This is a genomic window from Polaribacter filamentus (assembly GCF_002943715.1).
Lineage (GTDB): Bacteria > Bacteroidota > Bacteroidia > Flavobacteriales > Flavobacteriaceae > Polaribacter > Polaribacter filamentus.
This window is the reverse complement of record NZ_MQUA01000013.1, coordinates 1,096,472-1,111,340: the sequence shown is the minus strand read 5'-3', so window position 1 is coordinate 1,111,340 and position 14,869 is coordinate 1,096,472. Positions and strand designations below refer to the sequence as shown.

At 31.0% G+C, this 14,869-nt stretch carries 14 protein-coding genes and 1 pseudogene; 14 read left to right on the top strand and 1 reads right to left on the bottom strand.

Features of this window, described 5'->3' with window-relative positions:
• The first annotated feature begins 732 nt into the window (after window positions 1–732).
• The 14 genes and pseudogenes from hisG to BST83_RS07160 all read left to right on the top strand — a co-directional run bounded on the left by hisG (window position 733) and on the right by BST83_RS07160 (window position 13,623).
• Window positions 733–1,590: an ATP phosphoribosyltransferase gene (gene hisG / locus BST83_RS07225; RefSeq protein ID WP_104809203.1), complete on the top strand. Its 858-nt coding sequence runs from the start codon at window positions 733–735 to the stop codon at window positions 1,588–1,590.
• Window positions 1,591–1,592: 2 nt separating this feature from the next.
• A complete protein-coding gene (gene hisD / locus BST83_RS07220) occupies window positions 1,593–2,876 on the top strand; it encodes a histidinol dehydrogenase (RefSeq protein WP_104809202.1) in 1,284 nt (427 codons plus the stop codon).
• A 43-nt stretch (window positions 2,877–2,919) separates the two neighbouring features.
• Window positions 2,920–3,972 carry a histidinol-phosphate transaminase gene (gene hisC, locus BST83_RS07215; RefSeq protein ID WP_104809201.1) on the top strand — a complete coding sequence of 351 codons (1,053 nt, stop codon included), beginning with the start codon at window positions 2,920–2,922 and terminating at the stop codon, window positions 3,970–3,972.
• Between the two features lie 48 nt (window positions 3,973–4,020).
• Entirely contained in the window at window positions 4,021–5,157 is a 1,137-nt protein-coding gene (gene hisB, locus BST83_RS07210) for a bifunctional histidinol-phosphatase/imidazoleglycerol-phosphate dehydratase HisB (protein ID WP_104809200.1), read from the top strand.
• A 74-nt stretch (window positions 5,158–5,231) separates the two neighbouring features.
• Entirely contained in the window at window positions 5,232–5,813 is a 582-nt protein-coding gene (gene hisH / locus BST83_RS07205) for an imidazole glycerol phosphate synthase subunit HisH (RefSeq protein ID WP_104809199.1), read from the top strand.
• A 64-nt stretch (window positions 5,814–5,877) separates the two neighbouring features.
• Window positions 5,878–6,150, top strand: a pseudogene (locus BST83_RS07200) (GIY-YIG nuclease family protein); the annotation flags it as partial.
• Between the two features lie 32 nt (window positions 6,151–6,182).
• The gene (locus BST83_RS07195) at window positions 6,183–6,983 is read left to right on the top strand and encodes a 1-(5-phosphoribosyl)-5-[(5-phosphoribosylamino)methylideneamino]imidazole-4-carboxamide isomerase (protein ID WP_104809198.1); all 801 of its coding nucleotides are present in this window, start codon (window positions 6,183–6,185) and stop codon (window positions 6,981–6,983) included.
• Between the two features lie 82 nt (window positions 6,984–7,065).
• Complete coding sequence (gene hisF / locus BST83_RS07190) at window positions 7,066–7,821, top strand: imidazole glycerol phosphate synthase subunit HisF (RefSeq protein ID WP_104809197.1); 756 nt, start codon at window positions 7,066–7,068, stop codon at window positions 7,819–7,821.
• Window positions 7,822–7,839: 18 nt separating this feature from the next.
• Window positions 7,840–8,301 (top strand): GNAT family N-acetyltransferase, encoded by a 462-nt coding sequence (locus tag BST83_RS07185; protein WP_104809196.1) that lies wholly within the window; start codon window positions 7,840–7,842, stop codon window positions 8,299–8,301.
• Window positions 8,301–8,900, top strand: a complete 600-nt coding sequence (gene hisIE / locus BST83_RS07180) for a bifunctional phosphoribosyl-AMP cyclohydrolase/phosphoribosyl-ATP diphosphatase HisIE (protein ID WP_104809195.1) — start codon at window positions 8,301–8,303, stop codon at window positions 8,898–8,900. Before BST83_RS07185 ends, hisIE begins: the two co-directional genes overlap by 1 nt.
• A 298-nt stretch (window positions 8,901–9,198) precedes the next feature.
• The gene (locus tag BST83_RS07175; RefSeq protein ID WP_104809194.1) at window positions 9,199–10,095 is read left to right on the top strand and encodes an EamA family transporter; all 897 of its coding nucleotides are present in this window, start codon (window positions 9,199–9,201) and stop codon (window positions 10,093–10,095) included.
• Window positions 10,096–10,318: 223 nt separating this feature from the next.
• Complete coding sequence (locus tag BST83_RS07170; protein WP_104809193.1) at window positions 10,319–11,200, top strand: carbon-nitrogen hydrolase; 882 nt, start codon at window positions 10,319–10,321, stop codon at window positions 11,198–11,200.
• Window positions 11,200–12,228 carry an agmatine deiminase family protein gene (locus BST83_RS07165; RefSeq protein WP_104809192.1) on the top strand — a complete coding sequence of 343 codons (1,029 nt, stop codon included), beginning with the start codon at window positions 11,200–11,202 and terminating at the stop codon, window positions 12,226–12,228. The genes BST83_RS07170 and BST83_RS07165 overlap by 1 nt, the downstream gene beginning before the upstream one ends.
• Before the next feature lie 114 nt (window positions 12,229–12,342).
• Window positions 12,343–13,623 carry a glycoside hydrolase family 16 protein gene (locus BST83_RS07160; protein WP_240614686.1) on the top strand — a complete coding sequence of 427 codons (1,281 nt, stop codon included), beginning with the start codon at window positions 12,343–12,345 and terminating at the stop codon, window positions 13,621–13,623.
• Window positions 13,624–14,085: 462 nt separating this feature from the next.
• Here BST83_RS07160 and BST83_RS07155 read toward each other — a convergent pair whose 3' ends face one another.
• Window positions 14,086–14,826 (bottom strand): acyl-CoA desaturase, encoded by a 741-nt coding sequence (locus BST83_RS07155; RefSeq protein ID WP_104809191.1) that lies wholly within the window; start codon window positions 14,824–14,826, stop codon window positions 14,086–14,088.
• Window positions 14,827–14,869 lie beyond the last annotated feature (43 nt).

Sequence of the window (14,869 nt, the reverse complement as noted above, 5' to 3'; positions counted from 1 at the left end):
CTGATATCAATACTGATTGTAGTTTCATTTTAATAAAAATTTTTTTTTATCAAATTTTTTTTTAATAGTATTAAATAGGGCAGATGCCATATTTTAAAAAAAGAGTAAAAAAAGAGTTTTAAACATATACTTATTGTTTAAATGCACAACGGGTTATACTTATAGATGATCAAAGTAGGAGGTCTTATTAGCTTATATCTCATTAATAGGAATATTTCCCTCATTTTCTCTATATAAGCATCATAGTTATTTGCAGTATTTATTTCTTGCACAAGATTGGTTACTATTTTGTCTTTTCCGCAACCTATCTAAGAATTTCAATTGCTTATATGATCTCTTTATTAGTCTTCTTTTTAATTCTATTGGCATAAAGGCTAGTATTTTGTAACTTTTAGTAAGCTGTTGCTCTGTATCTCTTTTATTATAAGCATAAAGCGATAAAATAAAAAAAGTTTTAATTTTAAACAAATGTTAAGAAATTGATAAATATTATTATTTGTAATAATTTTATAAAGTTCAATTGGTTTTTACAAAATAAAATTCAGATATTTGCAAAGAAATAAACAAGAAATGACTTTTATTCAATTTTATCATCATCATTTTTATAATTGCAATCAGGCGATTTAAAAATGTATTGAATAAAAGCAAAATATTTATAAACCCGTTTGAGCAAATCAAACGGGTTTTTTCAATTTTAAAACCTATTTGCTCAGGCATAAAACAAATCAAAAAATGAGTAATTTAAGAATTGCAGTACAAAAAGCAGGAAGATTAAATGAAGATTCCATGAATCTTCTAAAAGACATCGGAATTTCTATTGACAACGGAAAAGATCAATTAAAAGCGTCTGCAAGAAACTTTCCTGTAGAAGTTTTTTATCTAAGAAATGGCGATATCCCTCAGTATTTAAGAGACGGAGTAGTAGATGCAGCCATTATTGGTGAAAATATTTTAATTGAAAAAGGAGACGATTTGGAGTTTGTAGAACGTTTAGGATTCTCTAAATGTAAAGTTTCAATTGCAGTGCCAAAAGAATCAGATGCCAATTGTTTAAAAGATTTAGCAGGAAAAAGAATTGCAACATCGTATCCGGAAACGGTTAAAAAGTTTTTAAAAGCACAAAATATAGATGCCGAATTGCACATTATTACGGGTTCTGTAGAAATAGCGCCAAATATTGGTTTAGCAGACGGAATTTGCGATATCGTTTCTAGTGGTTCTACACTTTTTAAAAACGGATTAAAGGAGATTGAAGTTTTATTAGAATCGGAAGCTGTTTTAGCGGTTTCCTCTAAAATTTCTGATGAAAGAAGAGTTATTTTACAGAAAATTCAATTCAGAATTCAGTCTGTTTTAAGAGGAAGAAACGCTAAATATGTATTGCTAAATGCCCCAAATGATAAACTAGAGAGTATTTTAGCATTGTTACCAGGTATGAGAAGTCCAACAGTTTTGCCATTGGCAGAAAAAGGGTGGAGTTCTGTGCATACCGTAATTACCAAAAATGAATTTTGGGAAATTATTGAAGATTTAAAAGCAAAAGGAGCAGAAGGTATTTTAGTGTGTCCTATTGAAAAAATGGTATTTTAAGTATGAAAACAATTATAAATCCACTCAAAAAAGACTGGAAAAAAATAGTAGAACGACCTACAAAAACGGTTGATGATATTGAAAAAACCGTCAATCAAATTTTTGACGACGTTAAAAGAAATGGTGATGCAGCAATCAATAAATACACACAACTATTTGATGGTGTTTCTTTAGAAAGCAACTTGGTTTCTTCGGATGAAATTCAAGATGCAATTTTGTTAGTTTCTGAGGAGTTAAAAGGGGCTATTAAATTAGCAAAAGAGAATGTTACTAATTTTCATATTGCACAAAAAACAGAAAAAGTAAGTATAGAAACTACAAAAGGTGTTTTTTGCTGGCAAGAAAAAAGACCAATTCAGAAAGTTGGTTTGTATATTCCTGGCGGAACAGCACCTTTATTTTCAACAGTTTTAATGTTGGCAGTTCCTGCTCAGATTGCAGGTTGTAAAGAAATAGTATTGTGTTCGCCACCAAATAAAGAAGGTAAAATACACCCAGCAATTTTATACACTGCGCAATTATGCGGTGTTACAAAAATCATTAAAGTTGGGGGAATTCAAGCGATTGCAGGTTTTACCTTTGGAACAGAAAGCATTCCGCAAGTATATAAAATATTTGGCCCTGGAAATCAGTTTGTAACTGTTGCAAAACAATTGGCAACTAAATTTGGCGTCGCGATTGATATGCCAGCAGGTCCGAGTGAATTATTAGTTGTTGCCGATGATTCTGCGAATGCAAGTTATGTAGCATCCGATTTATTAAGCCAGGCAGAACATGGCGCAGACAGTCAAGTTATTTTGGTGTCAACATCCAAAGAATTGATTCAGCAAGTATCCGAAGAAATAGAAAAACAACTTTTAGAGTTGCCTAGAGTTGATATTGCGCAAAAAGCAATACACAATTCGAAATCCATATTTGTAGAGAATGACGCAATTGCGTTAGAATTGATTAACGAATACGGTCCAGAACATTTTATTGTGTGTACAAATGATACTGATTTTTATGTGAACAATATAGAAAATGCAGGTTCTGTTTTTATTGGAAATTATACGCCAGAAAGTGCAGGAGATTATGCTTCAGGAACTAATCATACCTTGCCAACAAACGGATTTAGCAAAGCGTATTCGGGTGTTAATTTAGATAGTTTTACCAAAAGTATTACGTTTCAAAAAATAACAAAAGAAGGGATAAAAAAAATAGGAAATGCAATTGAGTTAATGGCGGCAGCAGAAGGTTTGCAAGCACATAAAAATGCAGTTTCAATTCGTTTAAAAGATTTAAAATAATATACTAAATATTTAGACTGATTTTGTCAAAGTTTTATTGAATATGAAGAATTTTAACATCAACAACCTAATTAGAGAAAATATTAAATCTCTAAAACCATATTCGTCTGCAAGAGATGAATACAAAGACGCAACTACTGCCGAAATGATTTTCTTAGATGCGAATGAAAATCCGTTTGAAAATGGTGTAAACAGGTATCCAGATCCGCAGCAAAATAGCGTAAAAGATGTTTTATCAAAAATTAAAAATATTGATAAAAAGAACATCCTTCTGGGCAATGGAAGTGATGAAGTTTTAGATTTAATTTTTAGAGCTTTTTGCGAACCAAAAGAAGATAACGTGGTTACGTTGCCGCCAACCTACGGAATGTATTCAGTTTTGGCTAATTTAAATAATATAGAAAACAGAAAAGTTTTATTAAATACCGACTTTCAGCCAGAAGTAGCTGCTATTTTAAATGTAGTGGATGCAAATTCGAAAATTTTATTTTTATGCTCGCCAAACAATCCTTCGGGAAATAGTTTTACAGCAGAAAAAGTAGACTATTTATTGACCAATTTTAAAGGTTTAGTAGTCATCGATGAAGCGTATATCGATTTTTCTGAACAAGAAAGTTGGTTAAAAAGAATGGAAGAATTCCCTAATTTAGTGATTACACAAACGCTTTCTAAAGCATACGGAATGGCAGGAATTCGTTTAGGAGTTTGCTATGCATCCGCAGAAATAATTCAAATTTTAAACAATATTAAACCGCCTTATAACATAAATCAGTTAACGCAACTAAGAGCAATTAACAGACTTCAAAATTTGAAGGAAGTTGAGAATGAAATCTCGCAATTAATTAGTGAAAGAAATCATCTTAAAAAAGAATTAGAATTTTGTGTAGATTTTATTGAAAAAGTGTACCCAACAGACAGTAATTTTATACTGATTAAAGTTGATGATGCTGCAAAACGTTACAAGCAATTAATTGAATATGGTGTTGTAATTAGAAACCGTACAAATGAACCTTTGTGCGAAAACTGTTTGCGAATTAGTGTGGGTATTTCTGAAGAAAATGAGAAGTTATTAAGAACTTTAAAAGAGATACAATAGTATAATATAGACGCTGAATTAAGTTTAGCGTTGATTCACAAGTTTATCATGAAAAAAGTATTATTTATAGACAGAGATGGCACTTTAGTATTAGAGCCCCCAGTAGATTATCAATTAGATAGTTTAGAAAAGTTAGAATTTTACCCGAAAGTATTTCAATACATGGCAAAAATTGCTTTAGAATTGGACTACGAATTGGTGATGGTTACAAATCAGGATGGATTAGGAACCGCTTCTTTTCCCGAAGATACTTTTTGGCCAGCACAGAATAAAGTAATGACTGCCTTTCAAAAAGAAGGTGTTATTTTTACGGATGTTTTTATTGATAAAACGTTTCCGCATGAAAATGCTGAAACTAGAAAACCAAGAACAGGTTTGTTAACCAAGTATTTTTCTGAGGAATATGATTTAGAAAATTCTTTTGTTTTAGGAGATCGAATTACAGATATGGAGTTGGCGAAGAATCTAGGAGCAAAAGGTATTTATTTATCCGAAGATCCAGAATTAGGTGCTGATGAAATAGAAACTTCAAAACAAGAAATTTTGGATTGTATTGCCTTAACAAGTAACGATTGGTCTCAAATTTATGAGTTTTTAAAGTTAAAAGACAGAGTTGCAGAAATCACTAGAAATACCAATGAAACAAAGATTTACATTAAAGTAAATTTAGACGGTTCTGGTAAAAATGATATTCATACAGGGTTATCTTTTTTCGACCATATGTTAGACCAAATTGGTAAACATGGAAATATGGATTTAACCATAAAAGTAGATGGTGATTTAGAAGTTGACGAGCATCATACTATAGAAGATACGATGATTGCTTTTGGCGAATTATTTAACAAAGCGCTGGGAAATAAATTGGGTATTGAACGTTATGGTTTTTGTTTGCCAATGGATGATTGTTTAGCCCAAGTTGCAGTAGATTTTGGTGGTAGAAACTGGTTAGAATGGGATGCTGACTTTAAACGAGAAAAAATAGGAGATATGCCTACAGAAATGTTTTATCATTTGTTTAAATCGTTTACAGATAGTGCAAAATGTAATTTAAATATTAAAGCTGAAGGAACAAACGAGCATCATAAAATAGAAGGTATTTTTAAAGCTTTTGCAAAAGCAATGAAAATGGCGGTGAAAAGAGATGTAAATAAAATGTTTTTACCAAGTACAAAAGGAGTTTTATAATTAGTTGTTAGTTTCTGGTTGTTGGTTGATAGAACAAACCAACAACCAACAACCAACAACCAACAACCAAAGTAATGAAATTAATAATTATAAATTACGGAGCAGGTAATATTAAAAGCATTCAGTTTGCCTTTAAGCGTTTAGGAGTTGATGCTATCTTGTCAAATAATATTGATGAAATTAGAACTGCGGATAAAGTTATTTTTCCAGGAGTTGGTGAGGCGAGTACAGCCATGAAGATGTTGCAAGAAAGCGGATTGGATAAAGTTATTCCGACGCTAAAACAGCCTGTTTTGGGAATTTGTTTGGGAATGCAATTAATGTGCAACTCATCTGAAGAAGGAGATACAAAAGGATTAGGGATTTTTAATGTGAATGTAAAGAAATTTTCTAAAGTGGTAAAAGTTCCGCAAATGGGTTGGAATGTTATTTATGATTTAAAATCAGACTTATTTACCGGAATTAAAGAAAAAGAATTTATGTATTTGGTACATAGTTTTTATGCAGAAAATTGTGAAGAAGCAATTGCAACCACAGATTATGAAATTGAATACGCATCTGCTTTGCAAAAAGATAATTTTTACGGAGTGCAATTTCATCCAGAGAAGAGTGGAGTGGAAGGATCAAAAATTCTAGAGAATTTTTTGAATCTATAATTCCATTCTGAACTTGTTTCAGAATCTGTTAATTTAAATGATTTGAAAAGTAAACTATTATTGTTACATATTATCAAATAAGAATAAAACGGTTCTGTACATTGTTGCTGCAAAAGATTTAGTAGAAAGAATTAAAGTTCATAAGTCTGGAAAAGGTGCTAATTTCACGAAAAAGTATAGTGTCTTTGAACTCGTCTATTTTGAATTACATAGTGATAATAAATCAGCAAGAAAAAGAGAGAAACAATTAAAGAATTGGCATAAAGAGTGGAAATGGAATTTAGTAAAGAAATTTAACCCAGATTTAATTACGTTAGAAATTAAAAACAGACCCTGAAACAAGTTCAGGGTTGATTAACAAATGAATCAATGAGAATAATACCAGCCATAGATATTATAGACGGAAAATGTGTTCGTTTAACAAAAGGCGATTACAATACAAAGAAAATCTATAATGAAAATCCATTAGAAGTTGCCAAAGAATTTGAAGCTGCAGGTATCGAATATTTGCACGTGGTAGATTTAGATGGCGCAAAAGCCAGTCAGATTATCAACTATAAATTATTGGAACAAATTGCGTCTAAAACTAGTTTAAAGATTGATTTTGGTGGTGGTTTAAAATCTGATAAGGATTTAGAAATTGCTTTTAATTCAGGAGCAAATCAGGTGACTGGCGGAAGTATTGCTGTAAAAAATAGTGAAATTTTTGAAAGTTGGATTGAAAAATATGGTTCAGATAAAATTATTTTAGGAGCTGATTTTTATCCGGATGCATCAGGAGGGAAGATTGCAACGAACGGTTGGCAAGAAGAAAGTACTTTAGAGTTGATTCCTTTTATTTCTGATTATCAGCAAAAAGGAATTCAATATGTAATTTGTACCGATATTTCTAAAGATGGCATGTTACAAGGACCAAGTTTTGATATGTATCAGCAGATTTTGAATTCAACTGAAATGTCAGTTCAAGTGCAGTCGAGAACTAATAATAACCTTTCGACTGCACTCAAGGAGACTTCTAATTTAAAACTAATCGCTTCTGGAGGAATTTCAACATTTGATGAACTGCCTAAATTAGCAACATTAGGTTGTGAAGGTGTTATTATTGGAAAAGCGATTTATGAAAATAGAATTAGCTTAAAGCAATTGGAGAAATTTATACTAAATAACTAAATGTCATTGCGAATGAAATGAAGCAATCTGTTAATTAAAATAGAGATTGCTTCGTACCTCGCAATGACGAAGACAGAAAAAAATGTTAACAAAAAGAATAATACCTTGTTTAGATATTAAAAATGGAAGAACTGTAAAAGGTATCAATTTCGTTAATTTAATTGATGCTGGAGATCCTGTGATTTTGGCAAAACAATATGCAGATTTAGGCGCAGATGAATTGGTTTTTTTAGATATTTCTGCAACTTTAGAAGGCAGAAAAACCATGTTAGAAATGGTTTTAAAAGTTGCTGAACAAGTAAATATTCCCTTTACGGTTGGTGGTGGAATATCTTCTATTGAAGATGTTGATGCACTTTTAAAATGTGGTGCTGATAAAGTTTCGATAAATTCATCCGCAGTAAAAAGACCCGATTTGGTAAACGAATTGGCAGATAAATTTGGGAGTCAATGTGTTGTGGTTGCTATCGATGCAAAACAAATTAATGGCGAATGGTTTGTACATTTGGCAGGAGGAACGATTCCTACAAAAATCAATTTATTTGATTGGGCAAAACAAGTAGAAAAACGTGGCGCGGGAGAAATCTTATTTACGTCCATGAATAATGATGGGACAAAAGCTGGTTTTGCAAATGAAGCGTTGGCTAAATTATCATCAGAATTAAATATTCCAATTATAGCGTCTGGTGGAGCAGGAACGGTGCAACATTTTATAGATACTTTTACAGTAGGGAAATCGGATGCAGCCTTAGCAGCAAGTGTTTTCCATTTTGGGGAAATTGCGATTTTAGAATTAAAGGAAGCATTGAAGAAAAAGAATATTCCAGTAAGAATCTAAATCTTTTAAAATAGAAAAATGAAAGATTTACAAATTAGAAAATACGAAGATAGATATCATCAACAGTTTAAAGAAATCTCTTTAGACTGGTTGCATAAGTATAATTTATATGAAAAAGCTGATGATGATTTATTAGACAACCCTAACGAGTATATAGAAAAAGGGAGTTTAATTTTTTTGGCGCATTTAAATGATAAAATTGTAGGTACAATTAGTTTAATTCCTATTGATAAATATAAGTACGAAATATTAAAATTAGGTGTTGCTGAAGGTCATAAAGGTTTAGGAATAGGAGCGAAATTAATGCAAGTTTGTATTGACATTTGTATTGAGAAAAAGGTAAAAACAATTACATTAGAATCTAGTAGTCGATTAAAGAGTGCTTTAAAATTATACGAAAAATTAGGGTTTATACATATAGAAGTAATAGATGCTCATTTCGAATCTGCAGATGTAAAAATGGAGTTAAAATTAAGATAATGAATATAGATTTCAATAAAAATAGAGACGGATTAGTACCTGCTGTAATTCAAGATGCAACAACAAAAAATGTATTGATGTTGGGATATATGAATCAAGAAGCACTCACAAAAACAGAAGAAACAAAATTAGTTACTTTCTTTTCAAGAACTAAAAATAGGCTCTGGACTAAGGGTGAAGAAAGCGGAAATGTGTTGCATTTAGTAAGTATGAAGCTAGACTGCGATAATGACACGTTATTGATTCAAGTGAACCCAAATGGACCAACATGTCATAAAGGAACTGATACTTGTTGGGAAGAAGAAAATAAACAGAATTATGGTTTCTTTTCTACTTTAGAAAGTGTTATTACAGAAAGAGTTGCAAATAAAGACACTCAAAAATCGTATGTGGCGAGTCTGTTTGAAAAGGGAATTAATAAAATAGCTCAGAAAGTAGGTGAGGAGGCTGTTGAAACCGTTATCGAGGCGATGGATAACAATGATGAATTATTTTTATATGAATCTGCAGATTTGTTATTTCATTATTTAATGTTGTTACAAGCAAAAGGCTTTACTTTAAAAGATATTGAAGCTGAATTAAAAGGTAGACACAAATAGTGTATTTATAGAAAAAAAATCTCACAATTTTTTATGAGGTTTTTAGATTAAAAAGACCACTAAAAATCTAATAATTATTCATTAAAATTACTTTTAAATTCAAATATTTTTTTGAATTCTTTTTCTAAACCAATTAAATGGGTAATACCAGCAATAATTACTTTTTTTATTTTTTTTGATGTAATAACTTATTTAGCACTGTTTTTGCCATTCTCATATTTCTTTCTTCAAAATATAAAACAATTATAAATTTTATTAAACAGAAAATATAAAGAGTACTTTTACAATAATTAATACAATTCAATTGAAAAATTCTAAAGTACTTATAATCTTCGCCTTTATTGCTATTTATGTAATTTGGGGTTCTACCTATTTATTTAATAAAATAGCGGTTACAGAATTATCACCGTTTTTCTTAGCCTCTATTCGTTTTTTAACAGCCGGTTTTTTAATACTGATTATTGCAAAAGTGCTTAAAAAGTCGCTAGTAATTTCGAAGAAGCAATTGCTAAACACTCTAATATCTGGATTTTTATTTTTAGTGTACGGAAATGGTGTTTTTGTTTGGGCTTTAAAATATGTAGATTCTGGTTTTGCTTCACTATTAGCATCAACGCAACCGCTTTTTGTATTGTTATTATTGCGTTTAATAGATCAAAAAAAAATGCAAAAAAAATCGATAATTGGGGTTTTATTAGGTGTATTTGGGATGTATTTATTAGTAAGTCAAACAGAAATTGCGGTTTCTAAAGAAAGTCTTCTAGGAATATTTATGATCTTTACTTGTGTTTTAAGTTGGAGTTATGGCAGCGTATTTGTATCCAAGGCAGATTTACCAAAAAACTTTTTCGTAAGCACCGGGTATCAAATGATTACAGCAGGAATTGTGCTGATTATTGCCAGTTTAGGATTTGATGAAGCTTGGCTAGCACCAACATCATGGAGTTTTAAAGTACAAGGTTCTATGCTATTTCTTATTACTTTTGGAAGTATTCTTGCTTTTACATCTTTCAATTATTTATTGAAATCAGTTTCACCAGAAAAAGTATCAACATCTGCCTATGTAAACCCTATAATTGCCATGTTTTTAGGGTGGTATTTTCTGAATGAAGAATTTACAACACAATCTATAGTTGCATCTGTAGTTTTATTAACAGGTGTCTATTTTATTACTTCAAGAAAAAGGCAGGTATAATCAAAAAGGAACTGTTTTCTAGAAGTTGTTTTTAAAAGATTAGGATTATTTTTATACTATTTAATTTTAAGCATCATTAAGTTCTTATTGATGTTGATCTTTAAGTAGGTTTTAATAAAAGATGCTTTTCGTTTTTAATTGGTGAAAAAGTTCTAAAAAATAGAAATTGATAATGATATAAACATTATTTTCTTATTTTTATGCTCTCAATTTAAAATCAGGAATGAAAAAATATAAAATAGCAGTAATTCAGTTAAACTTAAACGATGTTGCCAAAAACAACTTAGAGAAATGTTTACATTGGGTTAAAAAAGCTGCAGAAAAAGGTGCAGAAGTTATTAGTTTACCAGAATTATATAGCAGTCATTATTTTTGTCAAAGTGAAAACGTAGATAATTTTGCGCTAGCAGAACCTTTATATAGCGGTTCTTTTATCGCTTTTAGTGCTTTAGCGAAAGAGCTTGGTGTTGTAATTATTGTTCCTTTTTTCGAAAAAAGAATGGCCGGTATTTACCATAATAGTGCTTATATTATTGATACGGACGGAACAGAAGCCGGTTTATATAGAAAAATGCACATTCCGGATGATCCTCATTTTTACGAGAAATTCTATTTCACTCCAGGTGATTTAGGTTTTATAAACTCACCAACAAAAAAAGGAAATATTGGCACTTTAATTTGTTGGGATCAATGGTATCCCGAAGCTGCAAGGCTTACTGCATTAAAAGGATCCGAAGTGTTGTTTTATCCAACAGCAATTGGTTGGCATCCCCAAGAAAAAGAGCAATATGGTGTAAATCAATACAATGCTTGGATGAATGTAATGAAAGGACATGCTGTTGCGAACGGAATATATGTTGCTGCCGCAAACCGAATTGGTTTAGAAAAATACTTACCAGATACTGCGGGTATCGAATTTTGGGGAGCTTCATTTATTGCAGGTCCTCAAGGAGAAATATTAGCACAAGCGTCTCATGATAAAGAAGAAATATTAATTGCTGAAGTAGATTTGGATTTACAAGAAAATGTGCGTCAAAATTGGCCGTTTTTTAGAGACAGGCGAATTGATGCATTTGGAGATATTACTAAAAGAGCCATAGACTAATGAGAAGATTTCCAGCAGAATGGGAAAATCAACAAGGTATATTGCTTTGTTTTCCTGATAATGGTAGCGATTGGCCAGGAAAATACAGTGCTGTGCAATGGGCTTTTATAGAGTTTATCGAAAAGGTTTCTTTGTATGAAGAAGTTTTTTTAGTGGTTGCTAATGAGAAATTAAAGGTCAAGGTTACAGAGATGATGATACAGGGGAATATCAACCTTAAAAAAGTATCTTTTATTCTTCAAAAAACCAACAGAAGTTGGATGCGAGATTCAGGGCCTATTATTGTAAAAAATAACAACAAAAGAGAAGCATTACAGTTTAAATTTAATGGATGGGCAAAATATGCGAATCATAAATTAGATAAAAATGTACCCAAAAAAGTGGCAGGCTTTTTAAACATTCCATTAACGCAAGTTACGTATAAAGGAAAACCTGTTGTGATGGAAGGTGGCGCTTTAGAGGTCAACGGAAAAGGAACCTTAATTACTACAGAAGAATGTTTATTACACCCAACAATTCAGGTAAGAAATCAAGGTTTTCTCAAAGTGGATTACGAAGCTGTTTTTAAAGAATATTTAGGAATTACAAATATTATTTGGTTAGGCAATGGCGTTGTTGGCGATGATACGCATGGTCATATTGACGATTTGTGCCGTTTTGTAAACGAAAATACTGTAGTCACCGTAATTGAAGCCGATAAAAAAAGTGCCAACTATAAACCTTTGCAAGACAATTTAAAAATACTACAAAATTCAACTTTAGAAAATGGTGAAAAATTAAAAATAATACCTTTACCAATGCCTAAAGAAATTATTTTCGAGGAACTGTGTTTACCCGCTAGTTATGCTAATTTTTTAATCTTAAATAAATGTATTTTAGTACCAACTTTTAATGATGCAAATGATCGAGTTGCCTTAAATATTCTTTCTGATTGTTTTCCTAGTAGAGAAATCATAGGGATAAGTGCCATCGATTTAATTTGGGGATTTGGAACTTTACATTGTTTAAGTCAGCAAATACCAAACTAAAATTAGGCTTAAATTCTTAAATACCCTTTGTGTCATTATTTGTATGGTTCTTGTATAGGGCTTTAATTGTCGATTTTTGGTAATAATTAGTATTTTTGAAAAAAAAATTTCCCGATGAAAATCAATTATACTTTAATAATTATCATTTTTTTAATCTATTTACAACTCAATAGTCAAGAAATGCCAATTGATTTTACAGATTCTGCTGATACCTTTATTACTTTTGATGGTGCTGGTTTTTCAACAATAAATGACCCAAAAGATTTGGGCAATAAAGTTGGTAAATTTTTCAATAATGTTGCAAACGCTAGTCAAGGTTTTTATATAGATGTTGCAGTTAATTTAGATATTCAACAAAAAATAACCTTAGATTTTTATTCTTTTGATCCAAATTCTCATAATATCCTTTTAAAACTAGAAAGTGCCACGAATACGAATGTTGAAGTTAAAGAAACATTTACGGTTCCTTCGCCTTCGAATTGGAAAACCATTAGTTTCGATTTTTCTAATGCTAAAAATAGCGCAAATGGTGCAAATATAAATGCAACGGGAACTTATACTAGACTTTTTGTAATTATTGATGACGCTTCTAAAACTCCTGGAACTTATTTAATAGATGATATTACAGACGGAACAGCACCAACAAATCCAAATACGTTAGATGTTATTTACACCGATTTAGTTTGGTCTGATGAGTTTGATGGAAATGGCGCTATTGACGGTACAAAATGGTTTCAACAAACAATAGGTCCAAATGGAGGTAAATGGTATAATGGCGAATTGCAACATTATACAGATCGCACTGAAAATGCTAATGTTACTGATGGATACTTGAATATTGTTGCTAAAAAAGAAGATTTTACACAAAACGGGGTTGCTTTAAATTATACTTCTGCAAGATTAACCTCTAAATATGCATTTACACATGGCAGAGTAGATGTGCGCGCAAAACTTCCTTTTGGAAACGGAATTTGGACTGCTATTTGGACTTTAGGTAAAAACGTGAATGAACCAGGATCTTATTGGTATGAGCAAGGTTTTGGAACGAAAAATTGGCCAAGTTGTGGTGAAATCGATATTATGGAACATGGCTTACATGCAACAAATAATGTTTCAAGTGCTTTGCATACACCTTCTAGTTTTGGAAATACAGTGAATACTTCTACAAAAACACTTACTAATGTGGCAGAAAATTTTCATATTTATTCTATGAATTGGTCTCCAAATCAAATTACGTTTATGATTGATGGTATTGGTTATTATACCTATAAACCATCTACAAAAAATGATGCAACTTGGCCCTTTGACAAGGAGCAATTTTTGTTGTTAAATATTGCTGTGGGGGTTATTCTAGCACTCCAGACGCTAATTTCACAGAAAGTAGTATGGTTATAGATTATGTAAAAATATATCAAAAATAATCCTTTAAGCGTTACCGATGCTTTTGAGATACGTTTTCTGTTTACCCGAATCCTTTTTCAGATTTCATTGCGATTAGAACAAATAAAATGATCCAAAAAGTGCTACTATAAAATACTTTAGGTCAATTAGTAATCGATAAAAGCACTGCTACTAAACACCTAAACACAAAGTAATTAACTGCTGGATTATATCTTTTGAAAATTTATGCTGATAATTAAGCAGTTACAAAGAAAATTATAATTGGTACCTAAATAGCACCGTTTTAAAATTTATGATATCGCTGAAACGCATAAGGTTTAAGCAAAATTGATAAATAAATGATTTTAGAGTGATTTTAAATTCACCTGTTATTACTAAATTTAATTAGCAAAAAAAAATGCTCACAAGAATATAAAAAGTCTTGTGAGCATTTTTTTAATATCTAAACTTCAATTATTATTTTTTAAGCTTAATCGGTTTTAACTGAATAAAACCAAAAGAATTTAATACTATTATAATTAAATAAGTAACGTCAACTTCGTGCCATTTTACCCCAAAATTAGCGCTACTTGAGTATTTATGGTGATTATTATGATATCCTTCGCCCATCATTAAAAAATCAAAGGGAAATAGATTTTTACTAGTATTTTTCATTTTAAAATTTGCATACCCATAAATATGTGCAAACCAGTTAATGATTACGCCATGAATTGGTGCCATTAAAAAGGTTATTGGTAATAATAACCATTGCCACCAAGCGTTTACAAAAAAAGCAAAGAATAATACGTATTCTGTAATCCAAAGTATGCGAGAAAGTTTTGAGCCAGCAAATGCATCAAATGATTTCCATTGGGGTACATTTTTAGTAAAACGTTCATCAACAGCAATGCGCTGTGTATTAATATCCTGATAAATATTTTTTGTTTTCCACATCATCGCAAACATATTTGGATCGTGAGATGGTGAGTGAGGATCTTTTTCAGTATCCGTATATGCGTGATGCATTCTATGCATAATTCCGTAACCATATGCGCTTAAATAACTAGAACCTTGAAAAATCCAAGTTAGAATAAAAGTAATTTTTTCCATAGTTTTCGACATTGTAAACACCTGATGTGCTGCATATCGATGCAAAAAGAAAGATTGAAAAAACAAACCTCCATACCATAGAACTAGAACAAAAATAACAATAACCATACGTTTTTTTTACAAAGATAATTGGATGTTAGCTTGTAAACAA

Excerpts from the sequence above, each read along its gene's own strand:
- hisG (WP_104809203.1), top strand. The coding sequence starts at position 733 with ATGAGTAATTTAAGAATTGCAGTACAAAAAGCAGGAAGATTAAATGAA.
- hisD (WP_104809202.1), top strand. The coding sequence starts at position 1,593 with ATGAAAACAATTATAAATCCACTCAAAAAAGACTGGAAAAAAATAGTA.
- hisC (WP_104809201.1), top strand. The coding sequence starts at position 2,920 with ATGAAGAATTTTAACATCAACAACCTAATTAGAGAAAATATTAAATCT.
- hisB (WP_104809200.1), top strand. The coding sequence starts at position 4,021 with ATGAAAAAAGTATTATTTATAGACAGAGATGGCACTTTAGTATTAGAG.
- hisH (WP_104809199.1), top strand. The coding sequence starts at position 5,232 with ATGAAATTAATAATTATAAATTACGGAGCAGGTAATATTAAAAGCATT.
- BST83_RS07195 (WP_104809198.1), top strand. The coding sequence starts at position 6,183 with ATGAGAATAATACCAGCCATAGATATTATAGACGGAAAATGTGTTCGT.
- hisF (WP_104809197.1), top strand. The coding sequence starts at position 7,066 with ATGTTAACAAAAAGAATAATACCTTGTTTAGATATTAAAAATGGAAGA.
- BST83_RS07185 (WP_104809196.1), top strand. The coding sequence starts at position 7,840 with ATGAAAGATTTACAAATTAGAAAATACGAAGATAGATATCATCAACAG.
- hisIE (WP_104809195.1), top strand. The coding sequence starts at position 8,301 with ATGAATATAGATTTCAATAAAAATAGAGACGGATTAGTACCTGCTGTA.
- BST83_RS07170 (WP_104809193.1), top strand. The coding sequence starts at position 10,319 with ATGAAAAAATATAAAATAGCAGTAATTCAGTTAAACTTAAACGATGTT.
- BST83_RS07165 (WP_104809192.1), top strand. The coding sequence starts at position 11,200 with ATGAGAAGATTTCCAGCAGAATGGGAAAATCAACAAGGTATATTGCTT.
- BST83_RS07160 (WP_240614686.1), top strand. The coding sequence starts at position 12,343 with ATGAAAATCAATTATACTTTAATAATTATCATTTTTTTAATCTATTTA.
- BST83_RS07155 (WP_104809191.1), bottom strand. The coding sequence starts at position 14,826 with ATGGTTATTGTTATTTTTGTTCTAGTTCTATGGTATGGAGGTTTGTTT.